The 12,573-nt window shown below is 67.6% G+C and carries 17 protein-coding genes; 13 read left to right on the forward strand and 4 right to left on the reverse strand.

The window, feature by feature from the left end:
• The 12 genes from BLQ49_RS21065 to rpsQ form a co-directional block, all read left to right on the forward strand.
• Nucleotides 1-138: EF-Tu C-terminal domain-related protein (locus BLQ49_RS21065; protein ID WP_483127864.1), on the forward strand; the 138-nt coding region annotated here is incomplete at its 5' end.
• Between the two features lie 81 nt (nucleotides 139-219).
• Nucleotides 220-528: a 30S ribosomal protein S10 gene (gene rpsJ, locus BLQ49_RS21070; RefSeq protein ID WP_043351245.1), complete on the forward strand. Its 309-nt coding sequence runs from the start codon at nucleotides 220-222 to the stop codon at nucleotides 526-528.
• 51 nt (nucleotides 529-579) lie between these two features.
• Nucleotides 580-1,305, forward strand: coding sequence for a 50S ribosomal protein L3 (rplC, locus tag BLQ49_RS21075; protein WP_091719326.1), 726 nt, complete (start codon nucleotides 580-582; stop codon nucleotides 1,303-1,305).
• Entirely contained in the window at nucleotides 1,305-1,925 is a 621-nt protein-coding gene (gene rplD, locus BLQ49_RS21080) for a 50S ribosomal protein L4 (protein ID WP_091719328.1), read from the forward strand. Before rplC ends, rplD begins: the two co-directional genes overlap by 1 nt.
• Nucleotides 1,922-2,218 (forward strand): 50S ribosomal protein L23, encoded by a 297-nt coding sequence (locus tag BLQ49_RS21085; protein ID WP_020094257.1) that lies wholly within the window; start codon nucleotides 1,922-1,924, stop codon nucleotides 2,216-2,218. The genes rplD and BLQ49_RS21085 overlap by 4 nt, the downstream gene beginning before the upstream one ends.
• A gap of 25 nt (nucleotides 2,219-2,243) precedes the next feature.
• The gene (gene rplB, locus BLQ49_RS21090) at nucleotides 2,244-3,080 is read left to right on the forward strand and encodes a 50S ribosomal protein L2 (RefSeq protein ID WP_020094256.1); all 837 of its coding nucleotides are present in this window, start codon (nucleotides 2,244-2,246) and stop codon (nucleotides 3,078-3,080) included.
• A gap of 5 nt (nucleotides 3,081-3,085) precedes the next feature.
• Nucleotides 3,086-3,364: a 30S ribosomal protein S19 gene (gene rpsS, locus BLQ49_RS21095; RefSeq protein WP_012319190.1), complete on the forward strand. Its 279-nt coding sequence runs from the start codon at nucleotides 3,086-3,088 to the stop codon at nucleotides 3,362-3,364.
• A gap of 1 nt (nucleotide 3,365) precedes the next feature.
• Nucleotides 3,366-3,752, forward strand: coding sequence for a 50S ribosomal protein L22 (gene rplV / locus BLQ49_RS21100; protein WP_012319191.1), 387 nt, complete (start codon nucleotides 3,366-3,368; stop codon nucleotides 3,750-3,752).
• Between the two features lie 10 nt (nucleotides 3,753-3,762).
• Nucleotides 3,763-4,509 (forward strand): 30S ribosomal protein S3, encoded by a 747-nt coding sequence (rpsC, locus tag BLQ49_RS21105; RefSeq protein WP_012319192.1) that lies wholly within the window; start codon nucleotides 3,763-3,765, stop codon nucleotides 4,507-4,509.
• 11 nt (nucleotides 4,510-4,520) lie between these two features.
• Nucleotides 4,521-4,934 carry a 50S ribosomal protein L16 gene (rplP, locus tag BLQ49_RS21110; RefSeq protein ID WP_091719330.1) on the forward strand — a complete coding sequence of 138 codons (414 nt, stop codon included), beginning with the start codon at nucleotides 4,521-4,523 and terminating at the stop codon, nucleotides 4,932-4,934.
• Between the two features lie 12 nt (nucleotides 4,935-4,946).
• Nucleotides 4,947-5,162, forward strand: coding sequence for a 50S ribosomal protein L29 (gene rpmC / locus BLQ49_RS21115; protein ID WP_091719333.1), 216 nt, complete (start codon nucleotides 4,947-4,949; stop codon nucleotides 5,160-5,162).
• A gap of 21 nt (nucleotides 5,163-5,183) precedes the next feature.
• Complete coding sequence (gene rpsQ, locus BLQ49_RS21120) at nucleotides 5,184-5,450, forward strand: 30S ribosomal protein S17 (protein WP_091719335.1); 267 nt, start codon at nucleotides 5,184-5,186, stop codon at nucleotides 5,448-5,450.
• Between the two features lie 433 nt (nucleotides 5,451-5,883).
• On the opposite strand, the gene BLQ49_RS21125 is transcribed toward rpsQ, so the two are convergent.
• The 3 genes from BLQ49_RS21125 to cckA form a co-directional block, all read right to left on the reverse strand.
• Entirely contained in the window at nucleotides 5,884-6,261 is a 378-nt protein-coding gene (locus tag BLQ49_RS21125) for a hypothetical protein (protein ID WP_091719337.1), read from the reverse strand.
• 201 nt (nucleotides 6,262-6,462) lie between these two features.
• Nucleotides 6,463-7,530: a recombinase RecA gene (gene recA, locus BLQ49_RS21130; protein ID WP_412760060.1), complete on the reverse strand. Its 1,068-nt coding sequence runs from the start codon at nucleotides 7,528-7,530 to the stop codon at nucleotides 6,463-6,465.
• A gap of 320 nt (nucleotides 7,531-7,850) precedes the next feature.
• The gene (cckA, locus tag BLQ49_RS21135) at nucleotides 7,851-10,610 is read right to left on the reverse strand and encodes a cell cycle histidine kinase CckA (RefSeq protein ID WP_244507706.1); all 2,760 of its coding nucleotides are present in this window, start codon (nucleotides 10,608-10,610) and stop codon (nucleotides 7,851-7,853) included.
• 761 nt (nucleotides 10,611-11,371) lie between these two features.
• On the opposite strand from cckA, the gene BLQ49_RS30660 reads away from it, so the two are divergent.
• Nucleotides 11,372-11,494: a hypothetical protein gene (locus BLQ49_RS30660; protein ID WP_280140994.1), complete on the forward strand. Its 123-nt coding sequence runs from the start codon at nucleotides 11,372-11,374 to the stop codon at nucleotides 11,492-11,494.
• A gap of 8 nt (nucleotides 11,495-11,502) precedes the next feature.
• On the opposite strand, the gene flhB is transcribed toward BLQ49_RS30660, so the two are convergent.
• Nucleotides 11,503-12,570, reverse strand: coding sequence for a flagellar type III secretion system protein FlhB (flhB, locus tag BLQ49_RS21140; RefSeq protein WP_091719341.1), 1,068 nt, complete (start codon nucleotides 12,568-12,570; stop codon nucleotides 11,503-11,505).
• Between the last annotated feature and the right edge of the window lie 3 nt (nucleotides 12,571-12,573).

A 12,573-nucleotide genomic window follows, 5' to 3' on the forward strand; every position in this document is an offset into this window, starting at 1 on the left:
ATGGTGATGCCGGGCGACAGCGTGACGATGGACGTGGCGCTGATCGTGCCGGTGGCGATGGAGGAGAAGCTGCGCTTCGCCATCCGCGAGGGCGGTCGCACGGTGGGTGCCGGCGTCGTCGCCGCCATCAACGACTGAAGCTCGGGCAAGCATCCTTAGCAGGGCGCGGCGGGGTGAAAGCCTCGCGTACCCCGCCGTCCCTCTCAAGGTCCTAGGAACATGAACGGTCAGAACATCCGTATCCGCCTGAAGGCGTTCGATCACCGCATCCTCGATGCGTCGACCAAGGAGATCGTCTCCACGGCCCGGCGCACCGGCGCGACAATCCGGGGTCCGATCCCGCTGCCGACGCATATCGAGAAGTTCACCGTGAACCGCTCGCCGCATATCGACAAGAAGTCGCGCGAGCAGTTCGAGATGCGCACGCATAAGCGTGTGCTCGATATCGTCGATCCGACGCCGCAGACCGTGGACGCGCTGATGAAGCTCGACCTCGCCGCCGGCGTGGACGTGGAGATCAAGCTCTGAGTCCGTTGAGGACTTAGAGCTTACCGTTTCATCGCGCGAGGGAGAGAACCTATGCGCTCAGGCGTCATCGCACAGAAGGTCGGCATGACCCGCGTCTTTACGGACGCGGGGGAGCATGTCCCCGTCACCGTGCTCAAGATCGATCAGTGCCAGGTGGTGGCCCACCGCACCGTCGAGAAGAACGGCTACGTCGCGCTGCAGGTCGGCGTCGGTAAGGCCAAGGTCAAGAACGTGTCTCGCGCCGAGCGCGGCCGCTTCGCGGTCGCCAAGGTCGAGCCGAAGAAGAAGCTCGCCGAGTTCCGCGTGTCCGAGGACGCGCTGATCCCGGTCGGCGCCGAGATCACCGCGGACCACTTCATCCCCGGCCAGTTCGTGGATGTCACCGGCACCACGACCGGTAAGGGCTTCGCCGGCGGTATCAAGCGCTGGAACTTCGGCGGCCTTCGCGCCACCCACGGTGTGTCGATCTCGCACCGCTCGATCGGTTCGACCGGTGGCCGTCAGGACCCGGGCAAGACCTTCAAGAACAAGAAGATGCCGGGTCACCTCGGCGTCGAGCGGGTCACGACCCAGAACCTGCGCGTCGTGCGCACCGATCCCGAGCGCGGCCTGATCCTGGTCGAGGGCGCGGTGCCGGGCGTCGCCGGCGGCTGGATCCAGATCCGCGACGCGGTGAAGCGTAAGCTCCCCGCCGATGTTCCGCTGCCGGGCAAGTTCCGTGAGAACGGCGCGTCCATCCCGGCTCCCGAGGCCGCTGCGGCTGAGGAGACCGCGTGATGAAGCTCGATATCAAAACCCTCGATGGGGCCGGTGCCGGTTCGGTCGAGCTGAACGAAGAGATCTTCGGCCTGGAGCCGCGCGCCGACCTGCTGCAGCGCATGGTTCGCTGGCAGCTCGCCAAGCGGCGCGCCGGGACCCATGCCGTGCAGAACCGCTCGGACGTGAACCGGACCCGCAAGAAGCTCTACAAGCAGAAGGGCACCGGTAACGCCCGCCACGGTGCGGCTTCGGCGCCGCAGTTCCGTGGCGGCGGCCGGGCCTTCGGTCCGGTGGTGCGCGATCACAGCCACGACCTGCCCAAGAAGGTCCGTGCGCTGGCGCTGCGCCACGCCCTGTCGGCCAAGGCCAAGGCCTCGACCCTGATCGTCGTCGACGACATCAAGATCGAGGATCACAAGACCAAGGGTCTCGTCGAGCGCTTCGGCAAGATGGGCCTCTCGAACGCGCTGATCATCGGCGGTGCCGAGGTCGACGTGAATTTCGGCCGGGCCGCCCGCGCCATCCCGCAGATCGACGTGCTGCCCGTGCAGGGCATCAACGTCTACGACATCCTGCGCCGCGACACGCTCGTCCTGACGAAGGCTGCCGTCGACGCGCTGGAGGAGCGTTTCAAATGAGTGCCGATCCGCGCCACTACGACATCGTCGTCTCCCCGGTCATCACCGAGAAGGCGACGAACCTGACCGAGCAGAACAAGGTCGTCTTCCGCGTCGCCCCCAAGGCGACCAAGCCTCAGATCAAGGAGGCCGTCGAGAAGCTGTTCGACGTGAAGGTCACGGCCGTGAACACCCTTGTCACCAAGGGTAAGAAGAAGATTTTCCGCGGCCTCCGCGGACAGCGCTCCGACGTGAAGAAGGCGATCGTGACCCTGGCCGAGGGCCACTCGATCGACGTCACGACCGGGCTCTGAGGACGGGATTTAGGGATCCAAGCCGATGGCCTTGAAGACATTCAAACCGGTCACGCCGAGCCTGCGCCAGCTCGTGCTCGTCGACCGCCGTGAGCTCTACAAGGGCAAGCCGGTGAAGGCGCTGACGGAGGGCAAGTCGTCCTCCGGCGGCCGGAACAACCTGGGCCGCATCACCGTCCGCTTCCGCGGCGGCGGCCACAAGCGCGTGCTGCGCAACGTCGATTTCAAGCGTCGCGAGCAGCTCGGCGTCGCCGCCACAGTGGAGCGGATCGAGTACGATCCGAACCGCACGGCGTTCATCGCGCTGATCAACTTCCCCGACGGGAAGCAGAGCTACATCCTGGCTCCCCAGCGCCTGCAGCCGGGCGACAAGGTGGTGGCCGGCGAGAGCGTCGACATCAAGCCGGGCAATGCCGCTCCCGTTGGCTCGATGCCGGTGGGCACGATCGTCCACAACGTCGAGCTGAAGATCGGCAAGGGCGGCGCAATCGCCCGTTCGGCCGGCAACTACGCGCAGATCGTGGGCCGCGACCAGGGTTACGTGACGCTCCGCCTGAACTCGGGTGAGCAGCGCCTGGTCCACGGTCAGTGCTTCGCCAGCGTCGGCGCGGTCTCGAACCCGGACCACATGAATATCTCGCTCGGCAAGGCCGGGCGCAACCGTTGGCTCGGCAAGCGCCCGCACAACCGCGGCGTGGCGATGAACCCGGTCGACCATCCGCACGGCGGCGGCGAGGGTCGCACCTCGGGCGGCCGCAACCCGGTCACGCCCTGGGGCGTGCCCACCAAGGGGAAGAAGACCCGGTCCAACAAGCGGACCGACGTGTTCATCCTGTCCAGCCGCCACAACCGCAAGAAGTAATCGCTATGGCACGCTCTCTCTGGAAGGGGCCGTTCGTCGACGGCTACCTCTTCAAGAAGGCCGAGGCGGCGCGGGGCTCCTCGCGCTCCGAGGTCATCAAGATCTGGAGCCGCCGCTCCACGATCCTTCCGCAGTTCGTCGGGCTCACCTTCGGTGTGCACAACGGGCAGAAGCACATTCCGGTCTACGTCACCGAGGAAATGGTCGGGCACAAGTTCGGTGAGTTCTCGCCGACCCGCACCTTCCCGGGCCACGCGGCCGACAAGAAGGCGAAGAGGCGCTGAGATGGGCAAGCAAGCCACCCCCCGCGCGCTCCCCGAGAACGAGGCGAAGGCCGTCGCGCGCATGCTGCGCGTCAGCCCGCAGAAGCTCAACCTCGTGGCGCAGATGATCCGCGGCAAGAAGGTCGACACGGCCCTCGCCGAGCTCCAGTTCTCCCGCAAGCGCATCTCGACCGAGGTCAAGAAGTGCCTCGAGAGCGCTATTGCCAACGCCGAGAACAACCACGATCTGGATGTCGACGATCTTGTCGTGTCCCAGGCCTTCGTGGGCAAGGCGCTGGTTCTCAAGCGCTTCCACGCCCGCGCCCGCGGCCGCGGCGCGCGTATCCTGAAGCCCTTTTCGAACCTCACCATCGTGGTTCGCGAAGTCCGCCAGGCCGAAGCGGCTTGAGGAGGATCTGATGGGCCAGAAAGTCAACCCGATCGGTCTCCGGCTCGGCATCAACCGGACCTGGGACTCCCGCTGGTTCGCCAACAAGGGCGACTACGCGAAGCTCATGCACGAGGACGTCGCGATCCGCGCCGCCCTCATGAAGCAGCTCAAGCAGGCGGCGGTCTCGAAGATCGTCATCGAGCGTCCGCACCGGAAGTGCCGCGTCACCATCCACTCGGGTCGTCCGGGCGTGGTGATCGGCAAGAAGGGCGCGGATATCGAGAAGCTGCGCAAGCTCGTCGGCACCATGACCAAGGCCGACGTGACCATCAACATCGTCGAGGTGCGCAAGCCCGAGATCGACGCCACCCTGGTGGCCGACTCGATCGCCCAGCAGCTCGAGCGCCGCGTCGCCTTCCGGCGCGCCATGAAGCGGGCCGTTCAGTCGGCCATGCGTCTGGGCGCCGAGGGTATCCGGATCAACTGCTCGGGCCGCCTCGGCGGCGCCGAGATCGCCCGCCAGGAATGGTACCGTGAAGGCCGCGTCCCGCTGCACACGCTGCGCGCCGACGTCGACTACGGCACCGCCACGGCGTTCACGACCTACGGCACCTGCGGCATCAAGGTGTGGGTGTTCAAGGGCGAGATCCTTGAGCACGACCCGATGGCCCAGGACAAGAAGGCCCAGGAAGAGGGCGGCCGCTCCGGCGGACGCCGTGAGCGCGATGGCGAGGGCGGCCGCGAGCGCGGACGCCGCGAGCGCGAGCACGCGTAAGGTAGGAAGCCATGCTGCAACCGAAAAAGACCCGCTTCCGTAAGCAGTTCAAGGGCCGCATCCACGGTGCGGCCAAGGGCGGCTTCGAGCTGAACTTCGGCCAGTTCGGCCTGAAGGCGGTGGAGCCCGAGCGCGTCACCGCCCGCCAGATCGAGGCGGCCCGCCGCGCGATCACCCGCGAGATGAAGCGCCAGGGCCGCGTTTGGATCCGGGTGTTCCCGGATGTCCCGGTCTCGTCGAAGCCGACCGAAGTCCGCATGGGCTCCGGCAAGGGCGCCCCGGACTATTGGGCGGCCCGGGTTCATCCCGGCCGGATCATGTTCGAGGTCGACGGCGTTGCCGAGGCCATCGCCAAGGAGGCGCTCCGCCTCGGCGCCGCGAAGCTCCCGATCCGTACGCGGGTCGTCCAGCGCATCGCCGACTGAACGGAGGATATCGTGAAGTCGACCCAACGAGTGTCTGATCTCAAGGCTCTGTCGCCGGATCAGCTGAATGACGAGCTGATCAACCTCAAGAAGGAGCAGTTCAACCTGCGCTTCCAGGGGGCCACCGGCCAGCTCGAGAACGTCGCCCGCGTCCGCGAGGTTCGCCGCGACATCGCCCGTGTCCGGACTCTGCAGCGTTCCAAGACGCTGCAGCAGGCCAAGGGCTGAGGCGGGTTTTAGGAGATAACCATGCCGAAGCGCATCCTGCAGGGCACCGTCGTCAGCGACAAGGGTGAGAAGACCATCGTGGTGAAGGTGGAGCGCCGCTTCACGCACCCGGTGATGAAGAAGACCGTCCGCCGGTCGAAGAACTACCACGCGCACGACGAGGGCAACGTCGCCAAGGTCGGGCAGACGGTGTTCATCGAGGAGTGCCGCCCGTTCTCGAAGACCAAGACCTGGAAGCTGGTCGAGGGCGACGTGGCGGTGCAGGCCGAGGCCGGCGAGGCAGCCTGATCCCGGGATCCCGGCGGTTGCGGGTAACCGCATCCGCCTGATCGTCGGTCGGGTGCGCGTATCGAAACTATGCGCTGTCAGCATTTGGCCGAGACGATTTGGGACCCACGAAAACCCGGACGTGTTTCGATCTCTCGGGGTCGGAAGCGTGCCGGGTTTTGTCGTTTTCGGAGCCTGATCCCGAATGCGGTTGACTCGATTCGGGGTCAGGCTCGGATCACTCGAACCGGCAGCCCGATCCGGAGGTGACGAAGCGCAGCCGAGGTGTCGCGGACGGGCTTCTGGATCCCGGTGACGTTCGGAGCCCTCGTTCGATGCCCGCTGGCGTGGACATCTTGGATGAGGGACGGTCGGGATCAGCAGCGATTCCTCTGGCGTGATGACCTGACCTTCCGGTGGGTCTGGCGCCACTTCCTGCGGCGCCGGCTGGGGATCAGGAAGCCGGCTGCCGGCGGTACTCGATCCCGCAGTTCCTCTGGATCGAGGCCTGCTCCAGGGCCTCCATCTCGCCCTTCAGGCGTGCCAGCTCTGCCGTCTTCTGATTGTCGCCCTGAAGGAAGAACAGCGACGGCCAGAATACCACGGCCCCGACGACCGTCACGACTTGGTCGGTCTTGCGCTGGTCATCCTGGACACCGGACGCGATCGACGCTCGATTGGCGACGCGGGCCGATTCCTCGCGGATCTGCGGGCAGGTGAGGCTGCTGTACTGGATAGGCGAGATGTAGGTCGCCGCGACCTTGTCGGACGATGACGCGCATGCGCCGAGAAGGCCGCCGGCTGCCGCCGTGACCAAGACAATCCGTTTCATGTGATTCCCCCTCGGATGGAAGGATCCATCCTGGGGTTCCCTTAACGGCGTGGTCTCGCGGTCACTATGGCTTTGCCGACACAGTGTCGTACGGCGTTTTGTTGCAAAAAGCTCTTCCGCGACCTTATAGTCGCGGAAGGGTTGATGTCATCTACTTATCAGGGTCGGCTGAACACGATCGACGGCCCCGATGCGTCGAGATTAAGCTTCGCCTTCATCCAGATCGTCAGCCGTGGGCGTCGCGTTCTCCAAAATCTTCTCGGCGACGAGCCCCGAATTCTGTCGGATCGATCCCTCGATCTCAGCCGCGATCTTCGGGTTGTCGCGTAGGAAGCCCTTCGAGTTCTCACGGCCCTGGCCGAGGCGTTGGCTGTTGTAGGAGAACCAGGCGCCGGACTTCTCGACGATCCCGGCCTTCACGCCGAGGTCGATGAGCTCGCCCACCTTCGACACGCCCTCGCCGAACATGATGTCGAACTCGACCTGCTTGAACGGCGGGGCGACTTTGTTCTTCACCACCTTCACGCGGACCTGGTTGCCGATCGCCTCATCGCGGTCCTTGAGCGTCGAGATGCGGCGGATGTCGAGGCGTACCGAGGCGTAGAACTTCAGGGCGTTGCCGCCCGTGGTGGTCTCGGGGCTGCCGTACATCACGCCGATCTTCATTCGGATCTGGTTGATGAAGATCACCATGCAGTTCGAGCGTGAGATCGAACCGGTGAGCTTGCGCAGGGCCTGGCTCATCAGGCGGGCCTGGAGGCCAGGCTGGCTCTCGCCCATCTCGCCCTCGATCTCGGCCCGCGGGGTGAGCGCAGCGACCGAATCGACCACCAGCACGTCGATGGCGCCGGAGCGCACCAGCGTGTCGGTGATTTCGAGCGCCTGCTCGCCCGTGTCGGGCTGCGAGATCAGCAGATCGTCGAGGTTCACCCCGAGCTTGCGGGCATAGACCGGATCGAGGGCGTGCTCGGCATCTACGAAGGCGCAGACGCCGCCCTTCTTCTGGGCCTCGGCGATGGTGTGGAGCGCCAGCGTCGTCTTGCCGGACGATTCGGGACCGTAGATCTCGATTACGCGGCCGCGGGGCAGGCCGCCGACGCCGAGCGCGATGTCGAGGCCGAGCGAACCCGTGGAGACGGTCTCGACCTCCTGCACCTTGTCGTTTTTGCCGAGCCGCATGATCGAGCCCTTGCCGAAGGCGCGCTCGATCTGGGCCAGGGCGGCGTCGATCGCCTTGGACTTGTCCTTGTCCTTCTCCGCGGGGGGCATATCGACCACTTTCAATGCGGGCTGGGCCATCTGGCGGGCTCCTTATGAAGGGGTTGAGCGCCGTTCACAACGCGCGTCAACGTCCGTCTGGTGTACCCGTTTTGTTCTCATTCGGCAAGGGCGTTCAGGCCTAACGACGGCACGTTGTACCGGTAAAGCCGTAGCGCACGCGCTGCGCGGTAGCTGTGCCGATCTGGCGCGCGTTTCGGAAGTCCACGAGGGCGCGATGCGACGGTCTGCCGGGCGAAGCACGAGGAAGGCCGCCTCCCGGGGCCGTCGGTGCGAATCCCCGACGGCATAAGGAATGGGACCCCTGTTCCTCAGCTCGCCATCGTCTTCTTCACGGTCTCCACGAGCTGCTTCAGGCTGAAGGGTTTTGGCAGGAAGTTGAAGGTCTCGCCCTCCGGCAGGTTCTTGCGGAAGGCGTCCTCGGCGTAGCCGGAGACGAAGATCACCTTCAGGTCCGGCTGGTGCTTGCGGACCTCCCGCAGCAGCGTCGGGCCGTCCATCTCGGGCATGACGACGTCGGACACCACGAGATCGATCGGCTGAGCGTTCTCACGGACGATCGCCAGGGCTTCCAGGCCCGAGGCCGCCTCAAGGACGGTGTAGCCGCGGGCCGAGAGGGCCCGGCTGTTGACCGCCCGCACGGGATCCTCGTCCTCCACCAGCAGGATCGTGCCCTGCCCGGTGTGGTCGGCGGCGGGCTTGCGTGGCGGCACCCGCTCGGGGGCGGGCGGCTCGGCGGCCCGCGTGACGGTCTCGACATTCCCCTCGCCCTTCGTCGACGGACCGGTCAGCCGGACGGCGTCCGTCCGCGGCAGGGCCGGTGCGGGGGGCGGGAGCGGCACCTCCTCGGGCTCCGCCACCGGGATATGGCGCGGCAGGTAGATCCGGAAGGCGGTGCCCTCCCCGACCGTCGACTGGACGTCGATCGTGCCGCCGGACTGCTTGACGATGCCGAACACGGTCGAGAGCCCGAGACCCGTGCCCTTGCCGATCTCCTTGGTGGTGAAGAACGGCTCGAAGATCTTCTCCATCAGCTCGGGCGGGATGCCCTGGCCGGTGTCGCGGACCTCGATCAGCACGTGATCGCCCGAGGGCGCCCCGCCCCGCCCCTCGGCCACCGCCGCCGAACCCGGATCGGTCACGTTCTCGGTGCGGATCACCAGCTTGCCGCCCTCCGGCATGGCGTCGCGGGCGTTGACCGCGAGGTTCACGATCACCTGCTCGAACTGGTTGACGTCGGCCTTCACGGGCCAGACCTCGCGGCCGTGCTTCAGCTCCAGCGCGACACGCTCGCCGAGCAGCCGCTTCAGCAGCAGCGTGAGTTCGGAGAGCGCCTCGCCGACGCTCATCACCTCCGGCCGCAGGGTTTGCCTGCGGGAAAACGCCAGAAGCTGGCGGACAAGGCCCGCCGCCCGATTGGCGTTCTGCTTGATCTGCATGATGTCCTGGAAGGCCGGATCGGTCGGCCGATGGCTCGCCAGCAGCAAGTCCGAGTAGCCGATGATCGCCTGCAGCACGTTGTTGAAGTCGTGTGCGATGCCGCCCGCAAGCTGGCCCACGGCATTCATCTTCTGGGCCTGGGCGACCTGCTGCTCCAGCTGCCGCTGCGCCGTCGTGTCGAGGGCGTACAGGATGACGCGCTCGGCCTCGTCGGTCTGCTGTCCCGGGTCGCCGCCGTCGGCCGGGCTGAGCCAGACCCGGGCCGAGCGCCCCCCCGGCCCGTTGAGCTGGACCTCGATCGGCTCGGGATCGGTGAGCCCGCTCGCCGCCCGGGCGAGCCCGGCTTCCAGGCTGGTCCGGTCGGTCACCGAGTCGGCGACGTTCGGCTCCGCCCGGGCCGTGCCCTCCCCGTCGAACGCGTCATCCTCGATCTGGCGCGGGATCGTGCCGAACAGCCGGGTGAAGGAGGCGTTGGCCCGGGCGATCCGGCCGGTGCGGTCGAGGGTCGCAATGGCGATCGGCGAGTTGTTGAGGAAGCGGGCGAGGCGAACCTCGGCGGCGCGCTGCGGCTCGTCGGTCTCGGCGCCCGCGGAGCGGTTGATCACGAAGGTGCGCGAGGAGCCGGGCTTGCCGTCCTTGCCGAAGGCGATGCGGTGGTAGAGCCGGACCGGCAGGGTGTGGCCGTTGCGGCGGCGCAGGTCGAGGTCGAAACGGTCGGTGCGCACCTCGCCGGGCAGGCCGGCGGTGCGCACGAGGACATCCGCCTCGGGGGCGATCTCGGTCAGGTGCGGACCACCGGGGCCGACGCTGGCGAGATCGTAGCCGAGCCAGGCCGCCAGCGTCGCGTTCATGTACACGATGGCGCCGGCCGGATCGATCGACAGGAACCCCGCCGGGGCGTGGTCGAGGTAGTCGATCGCGTGCTGGAGTTCCTGGAAGACGTTCTCCTGCCGCTCCCGCTCGGCGGTGATGTCGGCCACCGTCCAGAGCGCGGCGGCCCGGCGGGGCCGCGCGAGCGGCCGGACCGAGACCCGGTACCACCCGAAGCTCCGCTCCCCGGCGACCGGGCCGAGCGGCGGCGACATCCGCACCTCCTCGGTGTGGGCCCGGGCGTCGCGGGAGGCCTGCGACAGGCGGTAGACCGCCTCCGAGACCTCGGGTGGGCCGACCAGGATACGCTCCACCGGGACGAGGTTCGAGAAGGTGTCGCCGCCCGCGATCCGCAGATAGGCCTCGTTGGCGTAGATCAGCCGGCCGCCATCCTCGACCACAAGCGCGCCGTCCGGCGAGGCATCGACGATGCCCTTGGTGATGTCGTCCCGGGCGGCGCTGCCGCTGAGCTGGAGCGCCCCGATCGCGAGGGCGAACAGGAAGAACACGCCGGCCATGGCCAGCAGCGCCAGCAGCCACACAATCAGCGACTGGGCCTGCTCGTTCGCCACGAAGGACAGGCCGATGGCGGCCCCGACCAGCAGGCCCGCGAGCACGAGCAGCAACCCGACCCGGCCCGGCTGTTCCGAGCGGTCGATGGAGCCGGTTGCCTGCGGCGCCGGAACCGGTGCACCAGAGATCGGCAGTCCGGCATTCGGCGGGCCCGCGGCAGGGGCCGGAGGTCCAGTGACGTCGGCCATCGGCTTCATTTCCAGAACGTTCCCCCGGTTAGGCCGACCGTCCCTATCAGGGCAAGGGCCACGCGGCACCACGCGCATCACGCCAAGCCTCGGTTCAGCCTCGCGAAAAAAGGTGGACGAAGCGTGGCTTTCGCTTCGTTTCGACCGGTGGTGCTATGCCTTTCGATGGCCGCACCGTCCGCCGTGACGCCGCGCCTCAGGTTACGGTGTCGGCTTCATGCGAGACCCCGGCCGAGCATCGCGCCGCGACGGGCCGTCCGGGCATTCCGGTCGCGAGCCGATCCGAACGGAGACGTGACCACCGCCGCGGGATGATCGTGCCTCCGAACAAGGGTGCCGCGGACCGCCCGGTGAGGGCGGGGCTCAGTGTATCCCCTCGAAGATCGCGGCCTTCGATGTGCGTCCCGGACTGGTCGACCACGAAGATCACGAATTCGTGATCAAACGGTCTATCTCTACGACTGGGAATTCACGTTTTCCGCCGTTGGCGACCAGCCGACCGGCGAAAAACCCGTATCCATGACGCTTCGGTTCCCTCCTTGGCGTCCTCCCGTGCCGTTGCCCGATGCGTCAGGCCGCCTTCCGGAGCCGCCCCCTCCGCCAGCATCCTCTGACGCTGTTCGTGGGGACGCTCTCCTTGGCGGATCAGGGAGGACGGTGCCGGCGTCGAGAGCTACCGGCGCCTCTATGGCATCGGCGCGGATGTCGAACCCGCGGACGGGGCGCTCCGTGCCCAGGTTCGGATCCGGCGATACCGGTGCATGATCTCTTACGAGCGCGAACGCGGCGGCCTGCTGCATGTCGGGCTGATCGGGATCGTCATCCTCCTGGCGACCCGTCCCCGCGCGCGGCGCCAGCCCGGCCGCTGCCGGCCGGGCCGGTGAGCGGGCGCCTACGCCGCTCGCCTCCGCAGACGCAGCACGAAGCCGATCACCTCGGCCACCGCGCGGTAATGCTCGGCCGGGATCTCTCGGTCGATCTCCACGGTGGCGTGGAGCGCCCGGGCCAGCGGCGGGTTCTCGATCACGGCGACGCCGTGCTCGGCCGCCACCGTGCGGATGCGTAGCGCCAGCGCGTCGACGCCCTTGGCGACACAGATCGGCGCTGCCATGCCGGCCTCGTAGCGCAGGGCCACCGCGTAGTGGGTCGGGTTGGTCACCACCACGGTGGCGGTCGGCACGGCGGCCATCATCCGCTTCTTCACCCGGGCCATGCGCAACTGCCGCAGGCGACCCTTGACCTCCGGGTTGCCGTCCGACTCCTTCATCTCCTGCTTGAGTTCTTCCTTCGACATGCGGTGGCGCTTGCGCCAGCGGAACCGCGCGTAGAGGGCGTCCCCCAGGGTGATCGCCAGATGCATGCACAGCATCCCGGCGAGCAGCCGCAGGCTGAGGGACAGGATCGCCGGCAGAGCCGCGCCGGGATCGAGCTGGACGAAGGTCTCCAGCCGGTCGCGGTCGTTCCAGAGAACCACGCTGCCGACCACCCCAACGGCGCCGATCTTGGCCAAGCCCTTGCCGAACTGGAACCACGCCTCGATCCCGAGGATGCGCTTCACCCCGGCCATCGGGGAGAGCCGCTCGAATTTCGGCCTCAGCGTCTCAGCGCTGAAGACCGGCGGGTGCTGGAGGAGCCCCGCGGCCAGCCCGGCGGCGGCGGCGAGGCCGACCGGCACGGCGACCGCCTGCAGCCACAGCCACAGGCCCCGGGTAGCCGCCGCCCGCATGGCGGTGGCGTCGTCCGGCAGGGTGTGGGCGTTGGCGAGGTAGGCTCTAAGTCCGTAGAGCAGGTCCTGGGCGATGCCCGGTGCCGCGATCAGGAGCGCCAGGGTGAAGGCCCCCAGGATCGCGAAGGTGTTGATCTCCATGCTGCTGGCGACGTCGCCGCGCTCGATCGCCTGATCGAGCCGCCGCTGGGACGGCTCTTCGGTCTTGTCCTCGTCGTCCGCGCCCTCGGCCATCCC

The sequence above is a fragment of the Methylobacterium phyllostachyos genome, from assembly GCF_900103445.1.
Classification (GTDB): domain Bacteria; phylum Pseudomonadota; class Alphaproteobacteria; order Rhizobiales; family Beijerinckiaceae; genus Methylobacterium; species Methylobacterium phyllostachyos.

Excerpts from the sequence above, each read along its gene's own strand:
- rplC (WP_091719326.1), top strand. The coding sequence starts at position 580 with ATGCGCTCAGGCGTCATCGCACAGAAGGTCGGCATGACCCGCGTCTTT.
- rplB (WP_020094256.1), top strand. The coding sequence starts at position 2,244 with ATGGCCTTGAAGACATTCAAACCGGTCACGCCGAGCCTGCGCCAGCTC.
- rpsQ (WP_091719335.1), top strand. The coding sequence starts at position 5,184 with ATGCCGAAGCGCATCCTGCAGGGCACCGTCGTCAGCGACAAGGGTGAG.
- BLQ49_RS21125 (WP_091719337.1), bottom strand. The coding sequence starts at position 6,261 with ATGAAACGGATTGTCTTGGTCACGGCGGCAGCCGGCGGCCTTCTCGGC.
- BLQ49_RS30660 (WP_280140994.1), top strand. The coding sequence starts at position 11,372 with ATGATCTCTTACGAGCGCGAACGCGGCGGCCTGCTGCATGTCGGGCTG.
- rplD (WP_091719328.1), top strand. The coding sequence starts at position 1,305 with ATGAAGCTCGATATCAAAACCCTCGATGGGGCCGGTGCCGGTTCGGTC.
- rplP (WP_091719330.1), top strand. The coding sequence starts at position 4,521 with ATGCTGCAACCGAAAAAGACCCGCTTCCGTAAGCAGTTCAAGGGCCGC.
- recA (WP_412760060.1), bottom strand. The coding sequence starts at position 7,530 with ATGCCCCCCGCGGAGAAGGACAAGGACAAGTCCAAGGCGATCGACGCC.
- cckA (WP_244507706.1), bottom strand. The coding sequence starts at position 10,610 with ATGGCCGACGTCACTGGACCTCCGGCCCCTGCCGCGGGCCCGCCGAAT.
- rpsJ (WP_043351245.1), top strand. The coding sequence starts at position 220 with ATGAACGGTCAGAACATCCGTATCCGCCTGAAGGCGTTCGATCACCGC.
- BLQ49_RS21085 (WP_020094257.1), top strand. The coding sequence starts at position 1,922 with ATGAGTGCCGATCCGCGCCACTACGACATCGTCGTCTCCCCGGTCATC.
- rpsC (WP_012319192.1), top strand. The coding sequence starts at position 3,763 with ATGGGCCAGAAAGTCAACCCGATCGGTCTCCGGCTCGGCATCAACCGG.
- rpsS (WP_012319190.1), top strand. The coding sequence starts at position 3,086 with ATGGCACGCTCTCTCTGGAAGGGGCCGTTCGTCGACGGCTACCTCTTC.
- rplV (WP_012319191.1), top strand. The coding sequence starts at position 3,366 with ATGGGCAAGCAAGCCACCCCCCGCGCGCTCCCCGAGAACGAGGCGAAG.
- flhB (WP_091719341.1), bottom strand. The coding sequence starts at position 12,570 with ATGGCCGAGGGCGCGGACGACGAGGACAAGACCGAAGAGCCGTCCCAG.